Raw genomic sequence first — 25,960 nt, 5'->3', positions numbered from 1 at the left:
GCGCCGACCGCTTTCGAGTGATGTGCCTGTCAGTTGGTCAGGCGAACCGCCAGCCGGACAGCCGGCCGTCCTCGCCGACCTCGGCGGTCAGCCGCACGCCCGGCAGATCATGGACTTGGATGCCGATGGCGTCGGCGATCTCGGTGGCCGGGTAGCGCTCCGGCTCGGCCTGCTCCCCGGGCGGGACGTCGGCGACGATCTCGGCCTGGTCGCCGAACAACAGCAGGACAAGGACACGGACACGCTCAGCGGTCATGGTCTCCATTCTTCTCGGTAGGCGGGGTGGTCGCCGTATGCGGCGGCGAGCGACTTGATCGACCAGTAGTACGCGGCGTCGAAGCCACCGTCTGGGTACTTGGCCTCGCACTCGCCCTGGCACCATTTGTCGTGGGCCCGGATGATCCGCCGCTTGGCTTCCACTTCGGCGAGAGTGCGGGCCGGGTCGTGGCCGGCGATGTGCTCGCCAAGGACCGGCACGATGCGCTCGGCGATGACCATGCCGCTCTGCGCGCGCACGGCGGGTGGGTCGTACGACCAGGCTTCTCCACCCCTGCGGCGGACGGTGGCCTTGCGGGCGGTCTCGTCGTTCTCGTCGAGCCGGTCGCGTAGAAATGTCACCAGTTCGTCAGCCATGGATCTCTTCCTCTCCCGTGCGCTGGATAGCGAAGGCGCTCACGCTGTGGCGCACGTCCAGCCACGTCTGAACGATGTTGCGGGTCGCCCCCACAGGGAGGCTCGGCACGGGCTGGCCGGGCCTGAGCACGCCGGACATGACCACCTTGTACGCGTCGTCCTCGACAAAGACGTCGAGCACGACGTCGATTCGGTCGCCAGACTGGATCACAGTCGGCCTCCCTTCTAGTGATCGGACATGTGCGCGAACCCGGCCGCCAGGCAGATCTCGCACCCGGCGCGGTCGAGCCTCGAGGACCGGCCTATCAGCAAGGCAGGCCCTCCCTAGCGCAAGGGCCGCACCACGCCGCCCAGACACGCACAGCCGGAGCAGCGCTGAACCCGACAGGCGGAAAGCCGGCCGGCCGGACCTGAAGCGGTGCGCTCACTGCTGTTCCTCGAGGATCGTGTCGGCGACGACGCGGATCGCGGCGCGCGCCACTCGGACGTTCGCGGCTTCGGTGTCCGGCTGCCCTCGGGTGGCGCGGAGCACGGCGAGCGCCTGGCGCAGCGGCTCGTCGAGGATCAGCACGAGCCGGTCGGCGTCGTGCGGCGCGCTGTCTTGCGAGGGCTGCTCGATGGTGCGCAGGCTCCTCAGGACGCACCGCAGCGAGGCGTTGGGACGTACGACGTGGCGGTCTTGCCCGCGGTGTCCGTGGGCTGCACGGTTACAGTGTTGACCTGCGCAGATGGACCGGACGCCTCGAAAACCCAGTGTCCGGGTGTCCGGGGCCGAAGGCTGAAACACCCCGGGTGTTGCAGCTATCTGGGCAGCGTCATCGCGCGGCCCGGCCCCACCGAGGTCCGCCACATCGCCTACCTCGACGGACGCGACGCCGACGGAATCCGACAGGGTTCGATCCTGATCGGGCTGCTCGCGGCGGGCTTGCTGGCGGGCACTGCCAGAGAGGTGGTGCGTACTAAGCCTCGATCCACCGACCGATGCCTGTGGATGACGCTTGGGAAAATGAAGAAGTGCCTTGTGACCTGCGATGATGGGAGTTCTTCACGCTTCCAGCACGCACAATCAGCAAGGCACTTCCGAGATGCAAGTTTCCCATACGCCAGCGGCGGTCTCCGCTGCGTTCGATGATCCGAATCTGATCGCGCATGCCGGGCTGGTCCCGGTGATGCGGCTGGCCGAGCGGTGTGGTCTGCCGCGACTGGTGACGGAGAAGGTCAAGTTGACCGGGGTGACGAACGGCGCGGGTGCGGCGGCGGACGCGAAGGTCACCAGCATCGTGGCCGGCATGGTCGCGGGTGCGGACAGCATCGACGACCTCGACGTCCTGCGGCACGGTGCGATGCCGACCATGTTCGGCGGCATTCGTGCCCCCTCCACGCTCGGCACTTTCCTGCGCGCGTTCACCCACGGCCATGCCCTCCAACTCCACGCCGTACACAGGAGGTTCCTGGGTGCGCTGGCCGCGCATACCCCACTGCTGCCCGGGGCCGACCAGATGGCGTTCATCGATGTCGACTCCACCCACAAACGCGTATACGGCCGCACCAAGCAGGGCGCCGAGTACGGCCGGTTCAAAGGCATCCGCACCCTGCACCCACTGCTGGCCACGATCTGCACTCCACAGTCCCGGCCGGTGATCGCCGGGGTGCGGATGCGCCGTGGCAAGGCAGCCGACTCCCGCGGCGCCCCGAAGTTCGTCAGTGAGGCCCTGGCTACCGCCGCGGAGGCCGGCTGCACCGGCCTGCGCGTCCTGCGGGCGGACTCCCAGTTCTACAACGCCGGGGTGATCGCCGCCTGCCGCCGGGCCGGCGCCCACTTCTCGATCACCGCCGGCATGAACCCCTCCATCAAGCGGGCCATCCTCGCCATCCCCGACCAGGCATGGCGGCAGATCACCTACCCGACCGCGGTGCCCGACCCCGAGACGGGGGAACTCATCTCGGACGCCGAAGTCGCCGAGATACCCGCCTACACCGCGTTCGCCAGCCGCAAGAAGACGGAGCGGGTCACCGCCCGGCTGATCGTGCGCCGGGTCCGCGACCTGGCCAAACCCGCCACCATCGCCGAGCAGGGCGAGCTCTTCCCCGCCTGGCGCTACCACCCGTTCTTCACCGACAACCCCGCTCCGACGCTCCAGGCGGAGCGGGAACACCGCCACCACGCCGTCATCGAGCAGGTCATCGCCGACAGCAAAGCCTCTGCCATGGCCCACCTGCCGTCCGCGCACTTCCACGCCAACGCCGCCTGGCTGACCCTGTGGGCCATGGCCTACAACCTCCTGCGGGCCACCGGCGCACTGACCTCCGCCTTCCACGCCAAGGCCACCACCGCCACCCTCCGCGCCCACCTGATCCACGTCCCGGCCCGCCTCGCCCGCTCCGCCCGGCGCATCACCCTGCACCTCCCGCACAACTGGCGCTGGCAGCACGCCTGGACACACCTCTTCGACACCGTCCACGCCCCGCCCGAACCCGGCTGACAGTCCCTGCCCACCCCGCCCGCCAGGGCCCGACCGGAACCGAACCGTGGAAAAGCTGAGCAGACCAGCGGATACCACCTGCCCAGACACAGACACCGACCCGAAACCCGCTCAAAAACCGGTCAGAAGATCCATTCCAGGCCACGTCGGTGGATCAAGGCTAAGCGGCAAACGGAATCAGTCTAGGTGTATTGATCACGCCTGGCAGCTTCAGGCCGGGCCGGTCTGCCGGGGCACTCGCCTGAACACGTACCGAATTCGGTAGCTGCCCAGGGCGGATGCCGACACGAGAGGGCGGGAGCCGGTCTCACTGCGTCCCGACCCTCTCCCTGCCTCGGTGTTCGCGACACACCTCCGACACACTCAGATGAGGACCCAAGCCGAGCAGGCAGGCTAGCCACCCAGAGCCCTGACGTCCGACACGTCTCGCGAAGCGAGGGAGCGGCGCACAGGCTGGACAGTGGAGGTGGTTGCCGTGGCGCGAAACGAAGCCATCTCGCCCGTCGAGGGTGCTGCAGTGCTGGAAGCTCTGTTCGACCAGTCCCCTACAGGCCTGCTGATCTTGGACACGGAGCTGCGCATCCTACGAATCCACCTCATCAGGCCCGTGCTGCACGAAGCGCCCCCGCGACAGATCATCGGCCGGCACATCACCGACGTATACGACCTTTCCGCACCCGGTGAGGTGGAGGCGATGCTGCACGGCGTGCTGGAGAGCGGCGCTCCCGTACGAGGGCGGCTGGTGGGGGTGCGTCCGAAGATCGCGCCGGGGCCGGAGTACCTGTTCTCCGTCTCGGCATCTCGCCTGGAGGACTCGCAGGGAAGGATCTGGGGGGTGCTGGCGGAGATGCTCGATGTCACCGAACGCGAAAAGGTACGCGCGCGTCTGCGCGTCCTCGGCTCGGTGCGCGAGCACGTGGGACAGACCCTCGACGTGGTGGCAACCTGCCAGGAACTGGTGCAGGCGGTGGTGCCGGACCTCGCCGACGTCGCCGTCGTGGAAGTGGTCGACGCAGTGATACGTGGCGAGGACCCTCCGCCGAGCCCTCTGGCACGAGAGATACCGCTGCGCCGAGCCGCCTTCGGCCACAGCGGCGCCAAGGAGCAGATTCAGGCGCATCCGGTGGGTGACGTGCGCGCCCTGCCGTTCCCGACGCCGTACGCCCAGACGCTGACCGACCTCAAGCCCCGCCTCGTCGCCCTGGGCCCCGACACGCCCTGGCTGGCCGCCGTCCCGCCGCACGCCGAGGCGATCCGCACATCCGGCGCCCACAGCCTCATCACCGTGCCCCTGACGCTGCGTGGAACCGTGCTGGGGCTGCTGAGCCTGTACCGCACCGACCAGGCGGACGTCTACGACGAGGACGATGTCACCCTCGCCCTCGCACTGGCCGCTCACACCGCGCTGTGCATCGACAACGCCCGCCGCTACACCCGCGAGCACGCCATCGCCTTGACGATCCAGCGCCACGTGCTGCCTCCCCGCCCTGCGTCGCAGACCACCGTTGAAACCGCGCACCTGCACGTGCCCTCCGAGGCAGGCGGAGGCGGCGGGTTCGACACCTTCGCCCTGTCCGGCGCCCGCACCGCTCTGGTGGTCGGCGAAGCCGCCGGCCACGGCATCCACGCGGCCACCACCCTGGGACAGCTACGGACCGTCCACCACTCCCTGGCCACACTCGACCTGGAACCCGACGAGCTCCTGGCACGCCTCAACGACACCGCCATAAGCCTGGCCCAGGAACGCGCGGCTCTGCCGCCCGGCGACCCACTGCACCGGCAGCCACTCACAGCAAGCTGCGTGTACGCGGTCTACGACCCGCTCGCCCAAACCTGCACCATCGCCCTGGCCGGCCACCCCCCACCCGTCATCGCCCATCCCGACGGGAAAACCGAGATCCCTGACGTGCCGAGCGGACCCCCTCTGGGCGGTGCCGAGGGACCCCCCTTCGCCGCCACCACGATCCCCGTCGCCGACGGCAGCGTCCTCGCCTTCTACACCGCAGCCCTCCTGCACACCTCCCCGTCCCCGGACACCCTCCAACAGGTGCTGGCCCACCCCGACCGGCCACTGCAGGAGCTATGCGACGACGTGCTCTACCAACTGCGGAACGACACCCGCCACGGCGACGTCATCCTCCTCCTCGCCCGCACCCACGCACTCCCCGCCGACCGGGTCGCAGCGTGGGACGTCGACCAACACCCCAAAGCCGTCGCCACGGCGCGGACCCACGCCCAACACCAACTCGCTCATTGGGCAGTGGATGAGGAAACCGCCTACACGACCGAAATGATCGTCAGCGAACTGGTCACCAACGCCGTCCGCTACGGCACCCCGCCTCTGCGGTTGCAGCTCATCAAGGACCGCACACTCACCTGCGAGGTCCACGACGGCAATCCTCTCGCGCCGCGACTGCGCCACGCCAAGACGGTCGACGAAGGCGGCCGCGGCTTGTTCATCATCGCCCAACTCGCACAGGACTGGGGCGTCCGCTACTCCGCCGACGGCAAGACCGTCTGGGTCGAGCAGGCTCTCTGAGCCAATCAACCAGCGCGTGAGCCAGGTCGAGTGCGGCAGCACAGAAGACCAACGAGGCTCCTGCGCCGGTGGGGTGAGACTCGAACGCCTCCTTCAACGTCACGGGAGCCGTGTGCGCAGGTTCGAATCCTGCCGGGGGCACTCGCCGAAGATCGGCAGAATTCAGGCGCTGACCAGGGCGAATGCCGACATCAGAGAGCGGGAGTCAGTCTCACTGGCTCCCGCCCTCTTTCGTTACGTATCAGTATTCGCGACACACTTCCGACACACCCCGATGACGGCCCGCCTAGACAGCAACATCCGAGGAATGCTCGCCACGCGTTGGCCCCCACCTCGCTCCTCCCCCATCTTCGGCAGGGTCTCAGAGCCGCTAGGCCCGTGTCCCACTACGACGGTTCGGGCGCCGGGGCAGGACTGGCGGGAGTGTAAAACTAACGGCGGATCTGCCGATCAAGGGAGATACGTCAAGTGTCCGAGCCCCGGGTTCGACAGTTACGGGTCGTGCCTAGGACACGAAAGTGCGGCCTGACCTGCGGGAACGCGTGGGGGCGCGCTGAAGGCGCGTGTCACTAGGCGCGGGTGTTCGTGCTGGTCAGCGCGTTGCGGTGAGTTCGATGACCTTCTTGGGCACGGGGAGGTTGAGGGCGGTGAGGATGTCGCGCTGGGGCTTGGTGGGCTCGGAGGTCTGGCGGTAGGTGCCGGCGGGTCCGGTGAAGGTGGCGGCCTGCAGGCGCTGGAGTTCGGCGCGCAGACGGTTCCAGGTCTGGCCGGTGGCGTTCTCGGCGACGCGGATCAGCAACAGGGCGAGCCAGCACAGCAGGACGTGGGCGCGGATGCGGTCCTCGCGGCGATGGTAGACCGGGCGCAGGTCCAGGAGTTGCTTCATGTCCCTCCAGCCTCGTTCCACCTCAAGAAGCTGCTTGTATCCCAGGGCGATGTCCTCGGTGGACAGTTCTGGGTCGGAGGACCGCAGCAGGTACTTGCCGTCGAGCTTCTCCTCTGCGGCGATCTTCTTCTTGTCGATGCGCAGGAGGCCGCCGGGGGTGGTCCGCAGGTACCGCTTCATCCCTGGTTTGGTGGACAACTGCCCGGCCAGGTGGGCGCGTTCGGCCGCGTTCAGCTTGTCGGTGCCGGTGATGGCCTCTTCGAGTTGGGTGACCAGGCGGGCGCGGATGGCGGCGTCGCGGGTGGCCTGATCGGGGTTGAAGCAGATGATGTACCGGTCGTCGGAGCCGATGTTGACTTCCTTGACCTGCATGTTGTCGCGGACGGTCGCGTAGCGGCCGGGGCGGGCGAGGGCGGCCTTGACCTCGGCGGAGCCGGAGCGGAGCTTCTCGCCGATGATGTAGCCGCCGCCTCCTTGCATGAGCGCGCGGCGGTTGGCGGCGGAGGTGAAGCCGCGGTCGGCGACCCACACGACGCGGGAGAGGGACCACTCGCGCAGGTCGCGTTTGACCTGGCGGATCAGGTCGCTGTCCGCGGTCGAACCGGGCCATGACCACACGCGCACCGGGATGCCGTCGCGGGTGACGGCCATGCCGACGACGACCTGGGGCAGGTCGTCGCGGGAGTCCTTGGACTTCCCGAAGGCGCGGAACCCCCGTTCCTTGTCGATGAGTTCGGGGTCCGCGTCCTCGGGCAGGCGGCGGCCGTCGGCGTCGCGGGGGACGGGTTCGTCGGCGTCCTCGGTCTCGAAGTAGGTGCTGGTGGTGTCGAAGAACAGCAGGTCCACTTCCAGGTTGAGCAGGTCGGTGACCTGGAAGTACGCCTCCTTGGCCAAGGCCGGTTCTATCTGGAGCAGCCAGTCCATGGCCCGGTAGCAGGACTGTTCGTCGATGGCGGGCAGGCCCTCGATGTGGACATCGTGGCTGATCCAGTCGGTGGCGGCGAGCTTGCTGGAGGCGTCCAGGGCCCGGTTGGCGACCAGTGCGAACAGCACCCGCTCCACGCGTGGGTCCAGGCGGCGGCCGGTTAGCTGGCGGCGCATCACCTGGTCCAGGCCGAGCCGGTGCCACAGTCCGTCCAGGACGTGGGTGCCGCCGAGCGGGCGGGCCTCGGTGAAGGCGAGTTCGGCCGGGCCGGTCAGCGCGGCGGCGCGGGCCGGGTCCAGCAGCCGGGTCAGCGCGGTGACCAGACGCTCGATGGCGTCGCGGTCGATCTCGTCCTCGCGGCCGAAGGAGTGCAGCACCTTGGTACGCGACACCCCCGCGGCCGGGTCCCACTCGTTGTGGGCGAGCTGGAGGTACCGCACCACTTGCCCGGACTTGTTCCTCCGCGAGGACGTACGCACATACACGTGGCTAGACGATACACACTTGTTCGCAGGTCAACGCAGTGTGATCACGCGAATCGTGTCACTAGGGCTTTCACGGGTCTCGCGACCCGGAGACCGTCCTGACCTGCACCTTCATTCGATCCCGTGCCCAAAACCGGCCCACAACTGTCGAACCCGGGCGAGCAGGACGTTGTGTTGAGGCAGGACGAGGCGGCGGTCGAGCGGCAGCCCCAGGCGGTGTCGGATGACCAGCTGATTGCGATGCTGGTGGACCGGGCACGGTCGGAGGGACTGCAGCTGACCGGCCAGGGCGGGTTGCTGCAGCAGTTGACCAAGCGGGTTCTCGAGTCCGCCCTCGAGGGCGAGATCACCGACCACCTCGGCTATGACAAGCACGACCCGGCCGGGAAGAACAGCGGCAACAGCCGCAACGGCACCCGGAGCAAAACCGTGCTCACCGATGTCGGACCGGTCGAAGCCAAGGTGCCCAGGGACGTGGCGGGCACCTTCGAGCCGCAGATGGTGCGTAAGCGGCAGCGTCGGCTGACTGGGGTCGATGAGATGGTGCTGTCGCTGTCTGCCAAGGGGCTCACCCACGGCGAGATCTCGGCCCACCTGGCCGAGGTCTACGGGGCGGAGGTGTCGAAGCAGACGATCTCCACCATTACCGACAAGGTCATGGATGGCATGGCTGAACCCGGATCCACCGGCTTGATGCCTGTGGAAGCTTATCCAGAAACGAGGAAGTGCCTTGTGACCTGCGATGATGGGAGTTCTTCAGGCTTCCAGCACGCACGATCGGCAAGGCACTTCCGAGATGCAATCTTCCCATGCCGCGGCGAGGGTCTCCGCACGGTTTGATGATCCGAATCTGGTCGGCTACGGCGGGCTGGCCCCGGTGGTACGGCTGGCCGAGCGGTGCGCACTGCCCGCACTCGTCGACGAGCACGTCCGGCTGCCGGCCTCGAAGGACGGCACCGGGGCCTTCCCCGCGGCGAAGCTGATGTCGCTGGTCGGTGGCATGGTCGCCGGGTCGGACAGCATCGATGACATGGCCCGGCTGCGGCACGGTGGGCTGCCGCGGCTGTTCAGCGGGGTGCGGGCGCCGTCCACGCTGGGCTCGTTCCTGCGCTCCTTCAGTCACGGACACGTGAAGCAACTGCACGCGGTGGCCCGCCGGTTCCTGCCCCACCTGGCCGCGCACACCCCGCTGCTGCCCGGCGCCGACCAGGTGGCCTACGTGGATATCGACGACACGATCCGCCGCACCTACGGCTACGCCAAGCAGGGAGCCGGCTATGGATACAGCAAGGTCAAGGGCTTGAACGCGCTGGTCGGGATCGTCTCCACCCCGCTGGCCGCTCCGGTGATCGCCGCCACCCGCCTGCGCAAGGGACCGTCCAACTCCGCCCGGGGTGCGGCTGCGTTCGTCGCCGAATCGATCCGCACCGCGCGAGCGTGCGGCGCGAGCGGGCTGCTGGTCGTGCGGGCCGACTCCGCGTTCTACGGCGCCGATGTCGTCAACGCCTGCCGGGCCCTGGGCGTCCGGTTCTCGGTCACGGTGCGGATGAACGCCTCCATCAAGGCCGCGATCGCGGGCATCGACGAAGCCGCGTGGAAGGCGATCAAGTACCCCAAGGCGGTGTGGGACGAGGAGGGACAGGGCTGGATCTCGGACGCCGAGATAGCCGAGACCAGCTACACCGCCTTCACCTCCAAGCCGAAGAAGCAGCAGGTCACCGCCCGTCTGATCGTGCGCCGCGTCAAACGGCTCAACCCGGCGGCCCTGCCCGAGGGGCAGGGCACGCTTTTCGACACCTGGCGCTACCACGCCGCGTTCACCGACTCTCCGCTCCCGCTGACGGACGCCGAGCGTGATCACAGGCGGCACGCTGTCGTGGAACAGGCGATCGCGGACTTGAAGAACGGCCCGTTCGCCCACGCCCCCTCCGGGCACTTCCAGGCGAACGCCGCCTGGCTCGCGCTGGCCGCTCTCGCGCACAATCTAACCCGCGCCGCCGGCGCCCTGGCGTCCGCGTTCCACGCCAAGGCCACCACCGAAACGATCCGCGACCATCTGATCGGCGTGCCGGCCCGCCTGGCCCGTTCGGCCCGGCGTCTCACTCTCCACCTGCCCGAACACTGGCCCTGGGCCGACGACTTCACCCGGCTCTTCGACCTGGTGCACGGACCGCCACCCACCGCCTGAGAAGTCCTGACCACCCCGCCCGCAAGGGCCCGAGAGCACCGAACACGTGGAAGAGCTGGGCAGACCAGCGAGTACTCCCTGCCCGAACGGCCAGATCATCTCGCCGACCGCCAGGACAACCCCCGAAACGCTCACTCCGGAATCAAGCCGGTGGATCCGGGCTGAATGGCAGAGCCGGCCGCTCGACCGTGGGCGGTTCGTGTTCATTGATGCCGTGAACGTGAAGATCAGGGACGGGCAGGTCGCCAACCGGCCCATCTACTTGGCCTTGGCCGTGAACGTGGAGGGCCATCGCGAAATCCTTGGGATCTGGGCCGGCGCGGAGGGCGGCGAGGGCGCCAAGCACTGGTTGCGGGTGCTGACCGAACTGAAGAACCGTGGGGTGGAGGATGTGCTGATGCTGGTCTGCGACGGCCTGAAGGGCCTACCGCAGGCGGTCGAGGCGGTCTGGCCGCGCACCGTGTTTCAGACGTGCGTCATCCATTTACTCCGCAACAGCTTCCGCTACGCGGCCCGCCAGGACTGGGAGAAGATCGCCAAGGCGCTCAAGCCCGTCTACACCGCCTCCACAGCCGAGGCCGCCGAGGAGCGGTTCCTGGAGTTCCAGGAGACCTGGGGCGCCAAATACCCGGCCATCGTGAAGTTGTGGTCCGACGCTTGGGCCGAGTTCGTTCCGTTCCTGGCCTTCGATGTAGAGATCCGCAAGGTCATCTGTTCGACAAACGCCATCGAGTCGGTCAACGCCCGCATCCGCAAGGCCGTCCGGGCCCGCGGCCACTTCCCGGCTGAGGCCGCCGCCCTCAAGTGCGTCTACATGGCGCTCTCTTGAAAATGACCTGAGCTGATGCGCGTCGGTGCAGGTCAAGCGGCTCCCTCTCGCGGGGTGACGGTGACGTCGAGGCCGAGGGCGGCGAGTTGGGCGATCAGGCGGCGGGTGTGTCTTTCCTTGCCGAGCCGGTTGGTGAAGTGGTCGGGGCCGAGGTCCCGGTAGGGGACCAGGTCGCGCAGGATGTGCCAGGCAGCGACCAGGATCGAGTGGCCGACCGCGATGGTGGCGCGCTTGGCTCCGCGGTGGGGTACGAGCCTTCGGTACTGGGCGCCGAGGTAGGTGCCCTTGCTGCGGGCGGCGGTGGCGCCGGCCAGGAACAGTGCGGTCTTGAGCCAGGTGTCACCGTGGCGGGTGCGGCCGGACAGCCGTTTGCCGGCCGACTCCTTGTTGCCCGGGCACATTCCGGCCCACGAGGCGAGGTGCCCGGCGGTGGCGAAGCGGCCCATGTCCACACCCACCTCAGCGATCAGGATCTGGGCCATGACCAGGCTGATTCCGGGGATGGTGATCAGCAGCTCGACCTGCTGCCGCAGGGGCAGCAACTGCCGGTTAATCTCCTCACTGAGCCGCGCGATTCGCGCGTCGGCCTCGTCGATCGCCCGGAGCATCGAGGCGACCATGAACGCGTGGTGCTCACTGAAGCTGCCGGTCAGCGCCCGAGTCAGCAGGGGTACCTTGCCCTGCAGGCTGCCCAGCGCCAAGTCCGCCAGCACCTGCGGGTCACGCTCGCCCGCGACCAGGGCGTCCAGCATGGCCCGGGCGGAGCGGCCGGTGATGTCGCTGACCACCGAGCTGAGCTTGATCCCGGCGTCCTCCAGGAACATCGCGAGCCGGTTGACGTCGCGGACCCGGTCGCGGGTGGTCTCGGTGCGGTACCGGGTCAGATCCCGCAGCTGGCGGATGTCTCGCGGGGGCACGAAGCTGGGCCGGACCAGGCCGTACTCGACCAGCCGGCAGATCCACTCGCAGTCCTTCACATCGGTCTTGCGGCCCGGCACCGTCTTGATGTGCTGGGCGTTCAGCAGCCAGGGCTCGATCCCCTCGGTGGCCTCCAACAGGTAGAACAGAGACTTCCAATAGGACGCGGTCGCTTCCATGCCCACCCGGGTGATCTGGTTGTCCACCAGCCAGTCCCGCAGCGCCAGCAGACCGTCACTCATCGTGGAGAACGTCCGCACCTCACGACGCGCCCGCTTCCCCGAACCCGGCAGCCGGATGCACACCTTCGCGTCCGCCTTGCTCAAGTCGATCCCCGCGCACCGCTCTTCCACCACGTCCACGAGCCCTGCCCCTCCCGCCGAGACGATCGCGACGGGCACCCGCCCATCCGAGGCCACAGGATTCAAAGACGCTCTCTTGCGTGCTCATGGCAACAACATTGGATTCCTGCACACGGCCCCCGCGTCCGACTGACTATCGGGCTCACTCGCACCAAGTAGAAACGACGTCCTCCGGACGGGCACCCCGCCCCATTTTCCCGGCCCCGGGGTGAGGCCGACAGGCCTCGGGATGACTGACTGACTGACTGACTAGGAACGGTTGGTGGCAATGACCGCAAGCAGTTTCGGCGTGGTGGCGACGACGGGTGCGCAGGTCGGGGTGCGCTCGGTCGCGAGGTGTTCGGCGGCGGCCCGGGCTGCCTGGGACTCGACGGAGAAGATCGTGGGCTTCGGCGCCGCCGTGGCGGTGGGGTAGTCGAAGAGGCGCCGGCTCGCATCACGGATCTTGTCGCGGGTGACGCCGAGCTGTTCCAGGGTGGCGGCGGCTACGCCGTCGGTGAGCAGGCCCAGCAGCAGATGCTCGGTGCCCGCCTCGGCCAGCCCGTCGGCCTCGGCCGCTTCCAGCGCGACAGTGAGTCCGCTTTCCAGGTCCCGGCCGCGGATCAGGCCGACTGTCGGAGGTGTTTCCTCGACGCGGTCGGCGTACCTCTGGCGGGCGGCCTGTCGGGAGATGCCCAGGCGCTCACCGATCACGGTCCAGGAGTGCCCGGCCTGGCGCACCGTGCGCACGACTTGGTCGACGGCTGCGTCCGCGCGGGCAGACACGTTCTTGGTCACCGCGGTGACGGCGTCCAGCGGGGCGAGTTCGTCGCCGTTTCCGGCACGGGCGTGGGCCGCTTCGATGAGCTGCTCCACAGTGGGCTCTCCGCTCACGCTGACAACCGTAATTGCGCCCTCGAAGCTGACAATGGAGTGATGTCACCTGGATGCCGGACTGCCGATGTTGGTGCAGGTGTCGACCTCGGTGCAGTTGCTCGGGTCGGTGCTGGCGGCCCAATCGGCCAGTCGCGTAGGGCGATGCGGGTCTTCCGTAGCTCGGCCATGCGGCGTTCGAACTCGGCGGGATGCTGCTGGATCAGTTCACTGACGTGACCGCACGGAGCCTGTCCGGAGTCCCGCACGGTGACGATCGAGCGGATCTCGGCCAGAGTGAGCCCGGCGGACTGGGCGTCCCGGATGAATGTCAGCCGGGTCGTCGCCTCGGGTGGGTAGTCGCGGTAGCCGCCCGCGGTACGGGGCGGCTCGGGCAGCAGGCCGGCCCGCTCGTAGAAGCGGTTCGTCTTGGCCGTCGCACCGCAGACGGCGGCCACCTCGCTGAGCAGACGGCGGCCACCTCGCTGATACGCACCCGCCGACGGCGACGTCCCCGTCCACCGCAACATCCATGACGCCGCGCAACGCCGCGACCGCCGCACCGACCTCCTCGACCCGCACCGCGGCGACGCCACGTCCGTCACCGGGACGTTGGACTGCACGACGAGTGCCTGTTGTGCGGGCTTGCTGCGATGATCTGTGTCCGTGAGCGATGAGACGACTGCCATGGAGATCCCGGCAGATGACCCGCTGGCCATTGAGCTTGTGCTCGCCGTCCGCGGGGGCGATATCGATACGATCCGACGGCTCCTTGCAGAGGACCCCCGACTGGCCCGCGCTGGGTTGGTGGACCGAAAAGGTGGCCTCAAGACCCTGCTGCACCTGGTCGCCGACTGGCCTGGTTATTTCCCCAACGGCCCCCAGATCGTGCACCTGCTGATCCAAGCCGGGGCAGACCTCGGCTTCCGCCACCCCACCCGCTGCGACGAGACGCCGCTGCACTGGGCGGCCAGCAGCGACGACGTCGACGTGGCCGCTGCACTGATCGATGGCGGTGCGGATATCGAGGTCCCCGGCGGGTCGATCGGCACACCGCTGGCCAATGCTGTCGGCTATGGGTGCTGGCACGTGGCTCGACTGCTCATCGCCCGAGGCGCGCGCATCGGTAGCCTCTGGGAGGCGGCCGCGCTCGGGGACCGGGCCATGGTGGATGAGTTCCTGGCTGCCGACCCGCCGCCGACCAGCAGCGACATCGACGCGGCCTTCTGGCAGGCTTGCCACGGCGGCCAGCGCCGGATGGCCGAGCATCTCCTAGCCCAGGGCGCCAACATCAACGCCACTCCCGGCTACTCGGAGCAGACGCCGCTCCAGGTCGCAGGCGCAGCCGACACCAGGCGCCAGATTCTCGTTGACTGGTTGAAGGAGCGCGGCGCCACCCGAGGCTGATGTCGATCCACCAAGGTGAAGGCCTCCCGTTCAGTGGAGGGGCATGAGCTGTTCTTATTTGCTTGGTGGAGGCTCATAACCAGCCTCTCCATGTGAACAACGCACGCCGGAATCGAAATACTGGGGATAGCGATAGACGCCCACGACGGTCATCGGCTTTGGACTCATCGGCGCTTTAGCAGCGCTTTAGCAGCTGTCCAGCCGATCAAGGTGCAGATTGATCTAGCTCCTGGCTCGCACGGCTGCAATCGCTGGCGCGTGGATCCGGGTGCGGCCCGCGGAAGGCCGCACCCGGCGGGATGTCGCGGTGTTACGGGGTGGGCAGGGTGTTGGCGTTCGACGGTCGCGTCCCGGCTCCCTTCCGAACCGGCAGTGCCCACGCCCCAGACACAGCAGGCCACCTTGAGGTTGTCGCCGGGTAGGTCGTGCTACACATCCGCAGCTCGACCTACCGGGCAGCGGTGACTGTGGGGGTGATGTAGCACACCACGGTCACGGCCTCGATGCCCCGGTTTCATGCGTCATCTTCGGACCAGTCCCGTCGGACGGCGTGCGAGGTGACGCCCCGTTGCGCCGGTCATGCATGGTGAAGTCGGCCCGGACCGCCACACCGGACTGCAGCAGTTTCTGGTGGACCACCGGATTTCGGCCGGGGTAGGAGACCACGACACTTATGAATTCCTCGGGTAGACCGGTCACGGCGTACTCGCCCTGCGCGTTCGTCGTGGTCCGCACCAACTGCCGGCCACGGGTGTCCATGACGGTCACGGCGGCATGGCGGACGGGCTGCTGCTCCTCGTCGCGGACGGTGCCCTCCAGCATCGGCAACGGCTCGCCGAACTGGTGGTGGTGGACCGGGAGCGCGGTGGGCGTGGGCGCCTCCACGGACGGATCCTCCACCGGCGGCTCCTCAACCTCCTCAATGTCCTCCTGCTCGACCTCCGCGCCCTGTCGTGCTGCCATCCGGTGGCGCCGCCACGCGTCGAGGCCAAGCAGGGCCAGACCCGCCGTGATCCACGCACAGAGCACGAGTACCGGCCTGAGCACCCCCGCATCGTCGAAGTACAGGACTCCCTTCAGGGCGTCCACCGCATTGCCCAGCGGCATGACGGCGTGCAGGTCCTGGAAGAACGTCGGCAGCAGCGGGACGGGAGACACACCGCTGGAGGGAACGCTCAGCACGATGTACAGACCCATACCCACCAGGGGGAAGAACTGCTTGGTGAAGGGCGCCACGCCGGAGGCGAACGTGGCCACCGCCGTGGTGAGCAGGAAGGCGATCGCCAGCACGGAGGAGTCGTTGGGGAAGTAGTCCAGGCCTACGCCGACGTAGAAGCCCACGACGCTGAAGAGGGCAGAGACGCCCACGATAGTCATCAGTTTCCTGCGACGGTTGAAGGTCACCGCCCGCAGCAGGGTCGTCGCGAGTATGTAGCCGGGGACGCTCCAGGCGACCCCGAAATAGACCAAGGTCGTGGCATTTTGGTCCTTGCTCACGGTGGGCGCCACGTCCGTGACCGTGAGCTTTTGGTGGTTGTGCGCCGCAAGCTGGGTGAAACCCTTGGTCAGTGCCAACTCGAGGGACATCCCGTTGGCCTTGGCCACGTACAGAACACTGCTGTGTCTGCCCTCGACGGCGTAGCCCGCCACGGCGTCCCGGTTCAGCACCGCCTGGCGGGCTTCCTCCGCGTCCGCCACGGCGGTGACGTCGAACCCACCGGGATGCTGCAGCTGCAGGGCGGTATCGACCTTGCGTTCCAGTGCCGGCCCAGCGACCACGATCTTCGCGTGGTGCGGCTGAGGCGCATGAAAGGCCGTGGGGAAGCAGAACAGAAGGCCGAGGAAGAGTACTGCCGGGAACATCAGGGTCTCGGCCAGAGTCCTGGCCAGGGGTATGCCCTGAGGGCGCTCGATCCGGTGTTTCACAGAGCCGCCCCTTGGACGCCGCCGTGAGCCACGCCGTAGTACTCGTCGTGCACACTGCCGACCGGATGTACGGCGATGTCACGGCCGCCGCGCCAGCGCCGGTGGACCAGTTCGTCTGTACCCAAGCCGCGCCCTTGCACCGGCCGCGTTGTGCGGGCGGTCAGCGCCATCACGACGCCGACTCTCTTTGCCTCCACGGTTCGCGAGGGGATCTCGGAGTCGCTGCTGGACCTCCGCAGGGCAACGGTGGGGCCAAGTCCTCCGACGCTACGTTCCGCGATCGTCATTCGCGGTGCAGCCAGCTCCATGACGCTCATCTCCGTTCCTCGCACCCGGCCGTCGCCATTGCAGTAATTCGTTGACGTACCGATCGGCACACCTACGTCCGATGGACCTTACGCGTACCGATCGGTACAGTCAAAGGTGTGCCTCGCCCCTTCAATGCCGAAAAGCGCGCTGAGCTGCTGAAGCAGGTTGTGCAGCAGCTCCAGCACCACGGCCTCGCGCAGATGTCGCTGAGCCCGCTCGCCGAGGCCATCGGCACTACCAAGCGCATGCTGCTGTACTACTTCGGCAGCCGCGAGAACCTGCTGGCCCAGGCGCTGGCCGCCAGCCGTCCCGACGCCCACGCGATGTTCGACGACGTCCACGACACCGCCGGCCTGCGGGAGGCCGCCCATGCCCTGTGGGAAGCGATGACCGTCGGGGAGCAGGCCGGGCCGGTCCGCATGCTGCTGCAACTGCTCAGCCTGGCCGCCACCGACTCGGAGCAGTACGGCGACCTCGCAGCGGACACCGTCGAGGTCATGCTCGGCCCCATCACCGCCGCCTACGTCCGGCTGGGTCACCCGCCGGAGCAGGCGCGGGCGGGGGCCACGCTGCTCGTGTCCGGCCTGCGCGGACTGTGCCAGGACCGCTTGGTGACCCACGACGTGGCCCGCACCGACGCGGCCGCTCACCACGTCATCGAGGGTGCGGTCACCGCACCCGGCTGACACCCGCCCGGCACGCCCGGTCCGCAGGCGGACGGTACCGACCAAGGCCGCGCGGACTCCGACCACCGCCGCATCTCCCCGCGCAGACTCGCCCGGATGCTGCTCACCCGACCCGGCAACCTCAAGGCCGAACACCACGACCTCCTGGCCCGGTTCACCGCAGCCTGCCCCTCGCCGTGTTCGGGACGCCTGCCTGACGCGACTCCGGCGGGCACGCGGGCGTCGTCCACGACGGCCTCGTCACGGCGGAGACCTCCCTTCATCGGGGTGACGAACTCCTCGCCCAGGGCGTGGACTACGTCTGCGTCGAGGTGTCCTCCCCGGACCCGTTCCCCTACCTTCTCGTCGGCAGCAGCCGCCCGTACGCACACCGAGTGGGGCTTCGTCTCGGGTTCCGCGGACAACACCACCCTGGAGGCGCTCGCGCTGGACTACAGAGGCTGCACCGACCTCGCCGGACGGGCGCAGGGCCAGGGCGCGATCACCGTCGGCGCCTCGCACCGCCGGGCGCCCGGGGTGTCGCACCGATCCGCGCAGTCACCCTGGAGGTCAGCTCCGACGACGGGGCCACCTGGCACCGGACGTGGCGGCAGCACGGCGGCGACGCGAGGCGGGGGCGGCTGGACGTCCCACGCGGCCCCCGTTTCGCCGGTGTGCGAGCGACGGCCCGGGACGCGGAGGGCAACAGCGTGAGCCAGACCGCCGTCCGGGTCGTCGGCCTGAAGGGGCGCCGGCTCACCGGGGCGGGACCGCGACGGCGCGCTCCCGCTCCAGGCCGTGTCGGCCGGTGACGTGCCGGCCGAGGCCCTCTCAGCCCGCGGTCGTGACGGGCTCGGGTGCCACCACATGGACCGCGCGCTCTCCGCCTGATCGCACGAACCGCGCGGCGAGACCGGTCAGGAGCGCCAGGACGAGGGCCCCGCCGCCGATCAGGAACAGCACGCGGTGGTTCTGGCCTGTCAGGTCGAAGACGTATGAGTACAGGTACGCGGACACCGCCAGCGAGAGGGCACCGGCGACGGTGGCCCTCCCCCAGGCCGCCGACTGCTCCTCGACGCGTGCGGGCACCAGTTCGTGGACGCGCCCCAGGACGACGGGCACGACGCCCGGCGGAAAGGACCCGATGACGGCGCTCAGCACCGCGACCTCCGGCAGGCCGTGCGCAAAGGCGAGCGCGGTGAGCGCTCCCGTCTGCACCAGGGTGATCAGAAGCAGCGCCCTGGCGAATCCCAGGCGGTCACCGAGAAGCCCGTAGAGGGTGGGCCCGACGAGTGCACCGAGTCCGTAGACGATCCACACCATGGAGCCGCTGCCGGAACCTCGGCCCAAGCCGCGGCTGACGAAGTCAGCGAGGAAGGACATGGCGGGGACGAGGCCCATCGAGATCAAGGCGTACTGCACGAGTAGCAGCGTCATTCGCGGCGACCGGGCCGACTCGCCTGCCCGGGACGGGGCCCCGGACACCGCGGCCGCCCGAGGCGTGGGCCATCCGCTCCAGCTCAGGGCCGTGAGCAGCGCGCACAGCGCCGCCAGGCCGAACCACGTGCTGCTCAGGCCGGCGGTCAGCAGGAGTGGCACCAACGTCCCCGAGGCTGCGATGCCGAGGCCCAGGCCCGCGAAGATCGCGCCGCCAGCCAGTCCCCGACGCTCACCGCGCAGGTGGGGCAGCACGGCACCGGCGACCCGCACCATGATCACACCGCCCGCCACTCCCGAGACCAGGCGCCAGCCGAAGAACCAGACCACCGAGACGGGGACACTGCACGCCAGGAGGCCCACCGTGGCGAGCACCATCATCCAGCGCAGTGCCCGTCGGTCACCGAGCCGCCGCGCGACGCGACGGGCGGCGAGCGCGCCCAGAAGGTAGCCGGCGAGGTTCGCCGCGCCCAGGTAGGCGACAGCCGAGGGCGAGAACCAGTGGGCGTTGATGAGCTCCGGCAACAGTGGCGTGTAGGCGAAGCGGGCCAGGCCGATACCGACGAAGCTCGCGCTCGCGCCCGCCGCGATGGCGCGCCAGGGAGCGGGTCCGGGAGGTGTGACGTTCATATGCGTGTGTCCGCTTTCCGCCCGGGCGCGGCGGGCCGGGGCATGGCCCGGCCCGTCTGCCTGGGCCATCTTTGACAACCCCGTCATGTTTGACAGCGTTGCAAACTTTGACGATGGCGTCAAAAATGAATTAGCGTGGGCGCATGGCTGGACGGCGGCAGTTCGATGAGCAGCACACCCTGGGCCGGATCCTGGACGTCTTCTGGCACCAGGGCTACGGAGCGACCTCCATGCAGGACCTGGCGACCGCCACGGGCGTGCAGCGCGGCTCGCTCTACAACGCTTACCAGGACAAGGAATCGCTGTTCCTGCGCGTCTTCGAGGACTACGCGGACGCCTTCATCGCCGACGCCAGCACCGCCCTGGACCAGCCGGACGTCCGACGGGCGCTGGAGGACTTCTTCGACTTCACCATCAACTCCATGACCCGCGGCACCCCGCCCCGCGGCTGCCTGTCCACCAAGACGGCCACCGACACCCAAGCCGACGCAGAGCCCATCCGCGCCGCGATCCGCCGCATGCTCGACCGTCTCGAGGACGCCATGACCGAACGGCTGTCCCGGCCGGACGCTGCCGATCGGCTCACCGTCCCACCCGCCGAAGCGGCCCGGGTCCTGATCACCACGACCCGCGGCACCGTCGTCATAGAACGCGTCTACCAGGACCCCGAACGACTCCGGGCCACCGCCCGCTCCATGATCACCATGCTCCTCGCCGGACACCGGGAACCCGCCACCACGTGATCACCTTCCGTCGCAAAGCGCCCGGGTTACCGAGGACACCGCGCCCGCACCGGACTGGACCACCAAATACACCTGGGTTACCGGGCAGCTGCGCGACGGGGAACGGACCACTTCTGCGGAGCGGCTGGACCTCATAGATGCGCCGCCTCCACATCGACGGGGCGGACGGGGTGGACGGGCCGCGCCAGTTAGTGCTGTGCTCCTTCGTCAAGCCCTTCTACCTCCGCCACGCCGAGGGGCTCCTCGACCGCGAGGCGCGGATCCTGACCACCGTCCACCGCATCCTCCAGCGCTACAGTCCGGGCGTGTGCGGCACCGGCTCGGGCAGCGCGCGTATCAACCGCAGAAGCATTGACCGGCTCGCGGTGACCGTCAGCACCCGAGCCAGACGAGTGCCGGCCGGCCCGCCGGCATCAGCGCCATCTGTTGGAGCACCACCTGCAAGCTGACGCTTCGCCGTCCGCGGGCCACCCAGGTCACCCGCGCCCACGGCATCTCCATGGATGCGCGCGCCAAGCACGCCATCGCCGCGGTGCTGGAGTCCGAGAACCTGCCGGCCGCCCGCACCAGCGGTGTCTGAGAGGACACGAAAGCGGGTGCCGACCGCGACGGGGGAACGCGGCCGACACCCACAGCACATCAGAGCAACTCCGCAGCAGGGGAGAAAGGTCATGGTCGTCGCACTGCGACCTGCTCCAACAGGTGTGGTTCAGGCATGCGAGCTCCCTGAGGACTACACGAGACAACGCCTGGTGCTGCGCGACCTGCTCGGCGGGGCCGTCGACGGCGGGGTCTACCACCGCCGCGCACTCATCCACGTCCCCGGCCCGGGCGCCCTCAACCCGGGCCGGGAGTTCAACCAGGGCTGTGCCCGGCTCGTCGGTGTCCCTGACTCAAGGGACGGGCCGACACGTAACCGCATCGCACTTTGCGTCCCGTGGCGATGCCGCATCTTTCCCCCGCCGTCGCTGCACCCGTGGGATCGCAACACCACCGAGGCACTCAGCCGCGCAGGTCAGGGACAGAGACAGCCTCATCACCCCACATCAGCACCGTCGGTGGATGATTTCGCGGTGATCTCCTCTGTTCCTGCCCCCGGTGACGAAGCCGGTCAGGCAGATGTCTGACCGGCCTCACGCTGGAGCCGGATGAGGAGGGCCATGAAGTCCAGGTCACCCAGGCCAGTCGAGATGCACGCCTGAAGCAGCTGCTGCACGACGCCGGTGACCGGCAGCGGAACTCCACCGGCTGCCGCCGACTCGAGGACCAGGTCCACGTCCTTGCGCATGAGCCGCGAGCTGAACGTCGACGTGTAGTCGTCGGCCAGGAGGGGCCCGATCTTGTACTTCACGAACGGCGACCCGACCGCCGAGGCGCCGACGATCTCCAGAAGCTTGTCCCGTTGTACGTCGTGTGCCTCCGCCAATGCGATGCACTCGGCGAGAAGTTCGGCCGTCCCGGCGACCATGAGGTTGAGAGCCAGCTTGATGATGCGTGCAGCATCTCCTTCGCCGGCGTAGAACACATGGGGGCCGATGTCGCGGAGCAGGCTTTCGACGGACGTAAAGACGGCGTCCTCACCCGAGGCGATGATCGTGAGGTTCCCGGCACGGACAACGCCCGGGTTGCCGCTCACTGGAGCGCGTAGGTACTGGACGCCGCCGGCCGCGGCCGCGGCGGCCACGTCACGGGAGACCTCCGGAGAGACAGTGCTCATGTCGATGAGAGTCCGTCCCTTGCCGGACGCGGCGTGGGCGAGCCCCCCGTCGGGCGCGAGGGCGATATCGGCCAGGGCACGGGAGTCTGCGACCATCGTGATGCAGACCTCTGATCGGGCCCATGCCTCGTGGGGGGCGTCCAGCTCGAACGCGCCCTTGGCCACCAGACCGTCAGCCTTGCCTTTCGACCGATTCCAGACACTGACCTCATGGCCTGCGTCGATGAGTCGTTCGGCGATGGCGGATCCCATCTGGCCGAGACCCAGCACGGATACGTCCACGTTCATCTCCTGGGATAAGGTGCGCGACGTGCGCAAAGGGTTGTTGAAATCACCCAGGCCCGACACCTCACGGTGATGCGCGGTCCTGGCCTGGGCGCCTGGGCGGGGTCCTGCTAAAGCGATGAGGCGAGCTGCCAGTCGTACGCAAGCTGCGCATGGGTACGGGGATCGCAGAGGCTGCCGAATCTTCCACCGAAGTACACGAGGGGGTCCGGGTCGACGGAGTAACCGCAACTGACCACCTCGCCGATGAAGATCGTGTGGTCTCCCCCGGCGATCTCTTCGTTCACGTTGCAGGCGAAGTGAGCGACTGAGCCGTCGACGACGGGGAGGTCGTGGTCGGTTCGCAGCCCGACGCCGGCGAACTTGTCGTCACACCGGCTCGCGAACCGGAGCGCGTGCCGTTCCTGGCCCCGCGAAAGGACGCTGACAGCGAAGACTCCGGAGCCGGAAATCGCGTCCCTCGTCGTAAGGGTGTTTCCGACGCACACCAACAGCAAGAGCGGATCCAGTGAAACAGACGCAACAGCACTGGCCGTCATCCCTGCTGGTCCGTTCGGAGTCATGGTGGTCACGATCGTGACGCCGGTCGTGAAGCGCGCCATTGCTCCGCGATAGGTAGCACGCAACTCCTGCGCGGTCGATGCACCCATGATGCCTCCGTTGCATGTAACGAGATGGCTTGTGCGTTTCCTGTAGCCAGCCGGCTTGAGTGTGGCTGGCGACATGTTTATCGACGCGAAATCGGCCAGGCTTATCGGCGCAGCTGCACGACGAGCCGGCGAACCTCGTCGGACGGCGGCACGCCGAGCTCCCGCATCCGGGCGACGTAGCGTTGGTAGAGGGCCAGCACGGCGTCGTCGCTGCCGCTGGCATGCGCCAGTCTGATGGCGAGCTGCCAGGCCTGCTCGCGGTACGGGTCTTCGCGAAGCACGTGGTCGACCAGTCCCTTTGCTTCGCGATAACGGTTCATTTGATACGCGAGCTTGGCTGCGGCGACTCGAGCCGACATGAAGGTGTCCGCCAGGATTACGCGACGCTCGGCAACCCAATCCCCTGAAACCGTCGCAAGGTAGGGCCCTCTCTCAGCAATGCTGAGGGCTTGCGACAGCGTCTGGAGGCGAATCTCTCCGTCCTGCCTCCCAGCCTGGGCGATGAGGTCGACTGCGCGTTGTGTCGAGCCTATGGCCAACGCGGGGCCGACCAGTCGGACAACGTCGCCGTCCTGAGCCGGGCCCAAGCCGTCAGGCAGTACCTCGCGAAGCCGGTAGAGCGCCTGCCGCAGATAGCTTCGGCCAGCAGCATCATTGCGGCCACCGAAGAGCGCCCCGAGAACCTCTTCGCGTGTAGCCCTGCGATCGGGTGTCCAGAGCAGGTAGCTGAGTAGCTCGACGCTCTTCGTCAGCCGAAGCTGAGCCACGTTTCCGTCGATCGTGAGGGTCGGCTCGCCGAACTCCTCGAGCACCAGTCGGGGCGTAGTCGCGTTCACGCGTACGGGATGTTGGCCCGAGAGGACAGCGAGGATCTCGTGCCAAGGCGACATGCGACTGGACTTGGTGTCCGCGGCTCTGGCCGCAACCGACGGCACGTCCGCCAGAGCCGTCAGCAGCAGGTGCTGCGTTCCGTGCGTCGAGGCGGACTCCATCGCAAGGTCGGCCGTGGCGTCGGACTCATCTTCGAGGCCGAGACGCCATTGCGCCTCGGCCAGGTACACGGCAGCCGTCGGCAGATCGAGATGGCGGTCTCCCTGCTGCATGCTCCGGAGGCATTCCGAGAGGTGCTCGTGCCCCTCTGCATCTCTGTTCTGCAGAAGCATCGACAGGCCCGACCACATCTGCCACGTCTCCCGTGTGAGGGCATACTCCAAGGCTCCGTAGGCAGTTGCCTCCGCCAGCACGCGGTCGGCACGCTGTGTGTCACCCTCGAGACGCAGCAACAGCTTGGCTTCGACGAGCAGGCTCATGTTCTTGTACACCTTCGAGCCGGTTGACGCGATGAGCTCTCTTCCTCGTTTGATGGACGCGCAGGCTTCCTCTCCGCGGCCGAGGTCAAGCATGAGATCGACGGCGTCGACGGCATGCAACCAGACGGGCTGCGCTGAACCACTGCGAGGCTCGAACATCGAGATCGCGGCATCGAGTCGCCCGGTGGCGCGCAGCGCGGCGACAACCCAAGGGCGGCCGAGTTTCGTGCGCCACGGATCGAACGAACTCGGGTCGTCGAGTCCTTCAAGGCGTCCGCGCATGAAAGCGAGCCGCATCAGCAAGCCGTCGAGTGGGCCGGAGGGCATGGTCGAGTACTCGGGAAAAGGCGGATGCTCGGCGCCGGTGGCCAGCGCGATCAGCGTCTGCGCGATGAGCCAGTTCCGACCCGGTGGCAGCCGATCGGCAAGGGACTGCGCCTCCTCGATCCGCCCGGAGTGCCAAAGGCACCAACAGGCCAGGACGTGGGCCTCTTCGAAGTCGGGATCTCCCAGCTCCAGAAGCCAGTCGTATCCATGGCGATCGACGAGTTCCACTCCACGATGAGATTGCTCGAGTGCGAACGCAACGCGCAGGATGACCGATCCGATCTCCGGAGTCAGAGTCCGGACCGACGCTCCCAGGGCATCGAGCCACCGTGCCGCAGGCGCGAAGTCCATCCTCGCAACGAGGCTGGGGAGAGCCACGGCAGCCAGCCGCCCAGCCGCCTCCAGGTCGCCGAGCCGGAGCAACTCATCGACGGCTTCCTCGTGCTCACCGCGGGCGATCAGGACCTCGGCGTGCCTACGACGAACCACGCCGAGCGCCTTGGCATCCTCCCGTCCCAGAGCCTCGTGCAGAAAGTCGCGAAACACCGGGTGCGGCGTCATCCGCGAACCGTCCGAGGACCACGTCACCGGAAGATGCAGAGCGCGGAGATCCGCCATGACCTGCGCTGCGTTCTCCTGTCCCAGGGCACGGGCACCCTCGACCGATACCTCCCCCAACAGACTCGTATGAAGGAGGAACGTCCTCTGAACAAGGGAGAGCGAGTTGAAGACGTGCGCTGCGACATAGGACCGCAGCGAGTCGGGATCAAGTTCGCGAGAGCGTGCATGACGCCAGCCCTCGAACAAGACGCCAGTGACCCAGCCCCCTGTCGCCGCCACCGCCTGAACCGGATTCACGTCGACATGGCCGACAGTTCGAAGTGCTGCGCCCGCTTCCTGAACGTCGAAAGCCAGATCGCTCTCGACCAGCTCACCCACCCGGTCACGCTCGCTCGTCGAGCCCGGGTCGAGGCGGACATCGACGCGCGAGATCAGTACGAGGTTCACGCCGGATGGCAGGTAGCGGGCGAAGGACGACAGCACGGCGATACAGGACTCGTCGGGGGCGATTCGTTCCACGTTGTCGCACACGAGGATGAGCCTGCTCCCCTGGAGGCTTTCAGCCAGCAGACCGGCTGCCTCACCGATGTGAAGACTGCTGCTCAGAGCGTCAGTCGCCACATCGGCTGCGCCAGGGACAACGCCCTCGACAGCCGCCTCGAGGTAGACGAGCAGGCGGCCCGCCGCCTGCTCCGTACCGTCGAGTGACAGCCAGGCGACGGGCCTGTCGAGGTCACGGACAGCCAGGGCCACTGCCGTGGTCTTGCCGGCCCCGGCTGTCGCGAACACATTCACCACAGCGTGGCGGTCGAGAAGCCCTCTCAACCGTTGACTGAGCCTGTCGCGGACGACGACGCCTTTCGCCGGCTCCGGCATTGCCAGTTTCCGTCTGA

Annotated in this window: 22 protein-coding genes and 2 pseudogenes; 10 read left to right on the top strand and 14 right to left on the bottom strand. The window is 68.1% G+C overall.

Annotated features, from left to right (window positions below):
• Positions 1 to 37 precede the first annotated feature (37 nt).
• From ACQEXA_RS51590 to ACQEXA_RS51575, 4 genes are all read right to left on the bottom strand, one after another.
• Positions 38 to 256: a hypothetical protein gene (locus ACQEXA_RS51590; protein ID WP_432922723.1), complete on the bottom strand. Its 219-nt coding sequence runs from the start codon at positions 254 to 256 to the stop codon at positions 38 to 40.
• Positions 253 to 633 carry a DUF6221 family protein gene (locus tag ACQEXA_RS51585; protein ID WP_432922726.1) on the bottom strand — a complete coding sequence of 127 codons (381 nt, stop codon included), beginning with the start codon at positions 631 to 633 and terminating at the stop codon, positions 253 to 255. The genes ACQEXA_RS51590 and ACQEXA_RS51585 overlap by 4 nt, the downstream gene beginning before the upstream one ends.
• Complete coding sequence (locus tag ACQEXA_RS51580) at positions 626 to 844, bottom strand: hypothetical protein (protein WP_432922729.1); 219 nt, start codon at positions 842 to 844, stop codon at positions 626 to 628. Before ACQEXA_RS51580 ends, ACQEXA_RS51585 begins: the two co-directional genes overlap by 8 nt.
• A gap of 213 nt (positions 845 to 1,057) precedes the next feature.
• Positions 1,058 to 1,204, bottom strand: coding sequence for a hypothetical protein (locus ACQEXA_RS51575; protein ID WP_432922731.1), 147 nt, complete (start codon positions 1,202 to 1,204; stop codon positions 1,058 to 1,060).
• Positions 1,205 to 1,718: 514 nt separating this feature from the next.
• Here ACQEXA_RS51575 and ACQEXA_RS51570 point away from each other — a divergent pair.
• Positions 1,719 to 3,116: an IS1380 family transposase gene (locus tag ACQEXA_RS51570; protein ID WP_433133490.1), complete on the top strand. Its 1,398-nt coding sequence runs from the start codon at positions 1,719 to 1,721 to the stop codon at positions 3,114 to 3,116.
• Between the two features lie 475 nt (positions 3,117 to 3,591).
• Positions 3,592 to 5,655 (top strand): SpoIIE family protein phosphatase, encoded by a 2,064-nt coding sequence (locus ACQEXA_RS51565; protein ID WP_432922737.1) that lies wholly within the window; start codon positions 3,592 to 3,594, stop codon positions 5,653 to 5,655.
• A gap of 592 nt (positions 5,656 to 6,247) precedes the next feature.
• Here ACQEXA_RS51565 and ACQEXA_RS51560 read toward each other — a convergent pair.
• Positions 6,248 to 7,951 carry an IS1634 family transposase gene (locus tag ACQEXA_RS51560; protein ID WP_433129969.1) on the bottom strand — a complete coding sequence of 568 codons (1,704 nt, stop codon included), beginning with the start codon at positions 7,949 to 7,951 and terminating at the stop codon, positions 6,248 to 6,250.
• Positions 7,952 to 8,191: 240 nt separating this feature from the next.
• On the opposite strand from ACQEXA_RS51560, the pseudogene ACQEXA_RS51555 reads away from it, so the two are divergent.
• The 3 genes and pseudogenes from ACQEXA_RS51555 to ACQEXA_RS51545 all read left to right on the top strand — a co-directional run.
• Positions 8,192 to 8,623, top strand: a pseudogene (locus ACQEXA_RS51555) (transposase); the annotation flags it as partial.
• Positions 8,624 to 8,747: 124 nt separating this feature from the next.
• A complete protein-coding gene (locus ACQEXA_RS51550; RefSeq protein WP_432922740.1) occupies positions 8,748 to 10,139 on the top strand; it encodes an IS1380 family transposase in 1,392 nt (463 codons plus the stop codon).
• 109 nt (positions 10,140 to 10,248) lie between these two features.
• Positions 10,249 to 10,956 (top strand): annotated as a pseudogene (locus tag ACQEXA_RS51545) (IS256 family transposase); the annotation flags it as partial.
• Positions 10,957 to 11,000: 44 nt separating this feature from the next.
• On the opposite strand, the gene ACQEXA_RS51540 reads toward ACQEXA_RS51545, so the two are convergent.
• The 3 genes from ACQEXA_RS51540 to ACQEXA_RS51530 all read right to left on the bottom strand — a co-directional run bounded on the left by ACQEXA_RS51540 (position 11,001) and on the right by ACQEXA_RS51530 (position 13,558).
• Positions 11,001 to 12,248 (bottom strand): IS110 family transposase, encoded by a 1,248-nt coding sequence (locus ACQEXA_RS51540; RefSeq protein ID WP_433134487.1) that lies wholly within the window; start codon positions 12,246 to 12,248, stop codon positions 11,001 to 11,003.
• Between the two features lie 249 nt (positions 12,249 to 12,497).
• On the bottom strand, positions 12,498 to 13,121 hold the full coding sequence (locus ACQEXA_RS51535) for a Clp protease N-terminal domain-containing protein (RefSeq protein ID WP_432922748.1): 624 nt from the start codon (positions 13,119 to 13,121) through the stop codon (positions 12,498 to 12,500).
• Positions 13,118 to 13,558 carry a heavy metal-responsive transcriptional regulator gene (locus ACQEXA_RS51530; RefSeq protein ID WP_433133488.1) on the bottom strand — a complete coding sequence of 147 codons (441 nt, stop codon included), beginning with the start codon at positions 13,556 to 13,558 and terminating at the stop codon, positions 13,118 to 13,120. The genes ACQEXA_RS51535 and ACQEXA_RS51530 overlap by 4 nt, the downstream gene beginning before the upstream one ends.
• 208 nt (positions 13,559 to 13,766) lie before the next feature.
• On the opposite strand from ACQEXA_RS51530, the gene ACQEXA_RS51525 reads away from it, so the two are divergent.
• A complete protein-coding gene (locus ACQEXA_RS51525) occupies positions 13,767 to 14,507 on the top strand; it encodes an ankyrin repeat domain-containing protein (RefSeq protein ID WP_432922754.1) in 741 nt (246 codons plus the stop codon).
• 492 nt (positions 14,508 to 14,999) lie between these two features.
• Here ACQEXA_RS51525 and ACQEXA_RS51520 read toward each other — a convergent pair whose 3' ends face one another.
• Both ACQEXA_RS51520 and ACQEXA_RS51515 read right to left on the bottom strand, forming a co-directional pair.
• Positions 15,000 to 16,433: a carboxypeptidase regulatory-like domain-containing protein gene (locus ACQEXA_RS51520; RefSeq protein ID WP_432922757.1), complete on the bottom strand. Its 1,434-nt coding sequence runs from the start codon at positions 16,431 to 16,433 to the stop codon at positions 15,000 to 15,002.
• Positions 16,430 to 16,558 (bottom strand): hypothetical protein, encoded by a 129-nt coding sequence (locus tag ACQEXA_RS51515; RefSeq protein ID WP_432922761.1) that lies wholly within the window; start codon positions 16,556 to 16,558, stop codon positions 16,430 to 16,432. Before ACQEXA_RS51515 ends, ACQEXA_RS51520 begins: the two co-directional genes overlap by 4 nt.
• A 300-nt stretch (positions 16,559 to 16,858) precedes the next feature.
• On the opposite strand from ACQEXA_RS51515, the gene ACQEXA_RS51510 reads away from it, so the two are divergent.
• Positions 16,859 to 17,428: a TetR/AcrR family transcriptional regulator gene (locus tag ACQEXA_RS51510; RefSeq protein ID WP_432922764.1), complete on the top strand. Its 570-nt coding sequence runs from the start codon at positions 16,859 to 16,861 to the stop codon at positions 17,426 to 17,428.
• 810 nt (positions 17,429 to 18,238) lie between these two features.
• Here the strand turns inward: ACQEXA_RS51510 and ACQEXA_RS51505 are convergent.
• Positions 18,239 to 19,561, bottom strand: coding sequence for a YbfB/YjiJ family MFS transporter (locus ACQEXA_RS51505; RefSeq protein ID WP_432922767.1), 1,323 nt, complete (start codon positions 19,559 to 19,561; stop codon positions 18,239 to 18,241).
• A 56-nt stretch (positions 19,562 to 19,617) separates the two neighbouring features.
• On the opposite strand from ACQEXA_RS51505, the gene ACQEXA_RS51500 reads away from it, so the two are divergent.
• The 3 genes from ACQEXA_RS51500 (at position 19,618) to ACQEXA_RS51490 (ending at position 21,344) form a co-directional block, all read left to right on the top strand.
• Positions 19,618 to 20,217, top strand: a complete 600-nt coding sequence (locus ACQEXA_RS51500) for a TetR/AcrR family transcriptional regulator (protein ID WP_432922769.1) — start codon at positions 19,618 to 19,620, stop codon at positions 20,215 to 20,217.
• A 137-nt stretch (positions 20,218 to 20,354) separates the two neighbouring features.
• Positions 20,355 to 20,666: a hypothetical protein gene (locus ACQEXA_RS51495; protein ID WP_432922772.1), complete on the top strand. Its 312-nt coding sequence runs from the start codon at positions 20,355 to 20,357 to the stop codon at positions 20,664 to 20,666.
• A 222-nt stretch (positions 20,667 to 20,888) separates the two neighbouring features.
• A complete protein-coding gene (locus ACQEXA_RS51490) occupies positions 20,889 to 21,344 on the top strand; it encodes a hypothetical protein (RefSeq protein WP_433133486.1) in 456 nt (151 codons plus the stop codon).
• Here the strand turns inward: ACQEXA_RS51490 and ACQEXA_RS51485 are convergent.
• The 3 genes from ACQEXA_RS51485 to ACQEXA_RS51475 form a co-directional block, all read right to left on the bottom strand.
• On the bottom strand, positions 21,329 to 22,216 hold the full coding sequence (locus ACQEXA_RS51485; RefSeq protein ID WP_432922774.1) for an NAD(P)-dependent oxidoreductase: 888 nt from the start codon (positions 22,214 to 22,216) through the stop codon (positions 21,329 to 21,331). The genes ACQEXA_RS51490 and ACQEXA_RS51485 overlap by 16 nt on opposite strands.
• Positions 22,217 to 22,329: 113 nt before the next feature.
• Complete coding sequence (locus tag ACQEXA_RS51480; protein ID WP_432922777.1) at positions 22,330 to 22,869, bottom strand: flavin reductase family protein; 540 nt, start codon at positions 22,867 to 22,869, stop codon at positions 22,330 to 22,332.
• A gap of 101 nt (positions 22,870 to 22,970) precedes the next feature.
• Positions 22,971 to 25,943: a BTAD domain-containing putative transcriptional regulator gene (locus tag ACQEXA_RS51475; RefSeq protein ID WP_432922780.1), complete on the bottom strand. Its 2,973-nt coding sequence runs from the start codon at positions 25,941 to 25,943 to the stop codon at positions 22,971 to 22,973.
• Positions 25,944 to 25,960: the final 17 nt, after the last annotated feature.

The sequence above is a fragment of the Streptomyces sp. CA-106110 genome (genome assembly GCF_050936285.1).
Lineage (GTDB): Bacteria > Actinomycetota > Actinomycetes > Streptomycetales > Streptomycetaceae > Streptomyces.
Note: the sequence above shows the minus strand (reverse complement) of the source record. Positions and strands in the feature narration are given on the sequence as shown.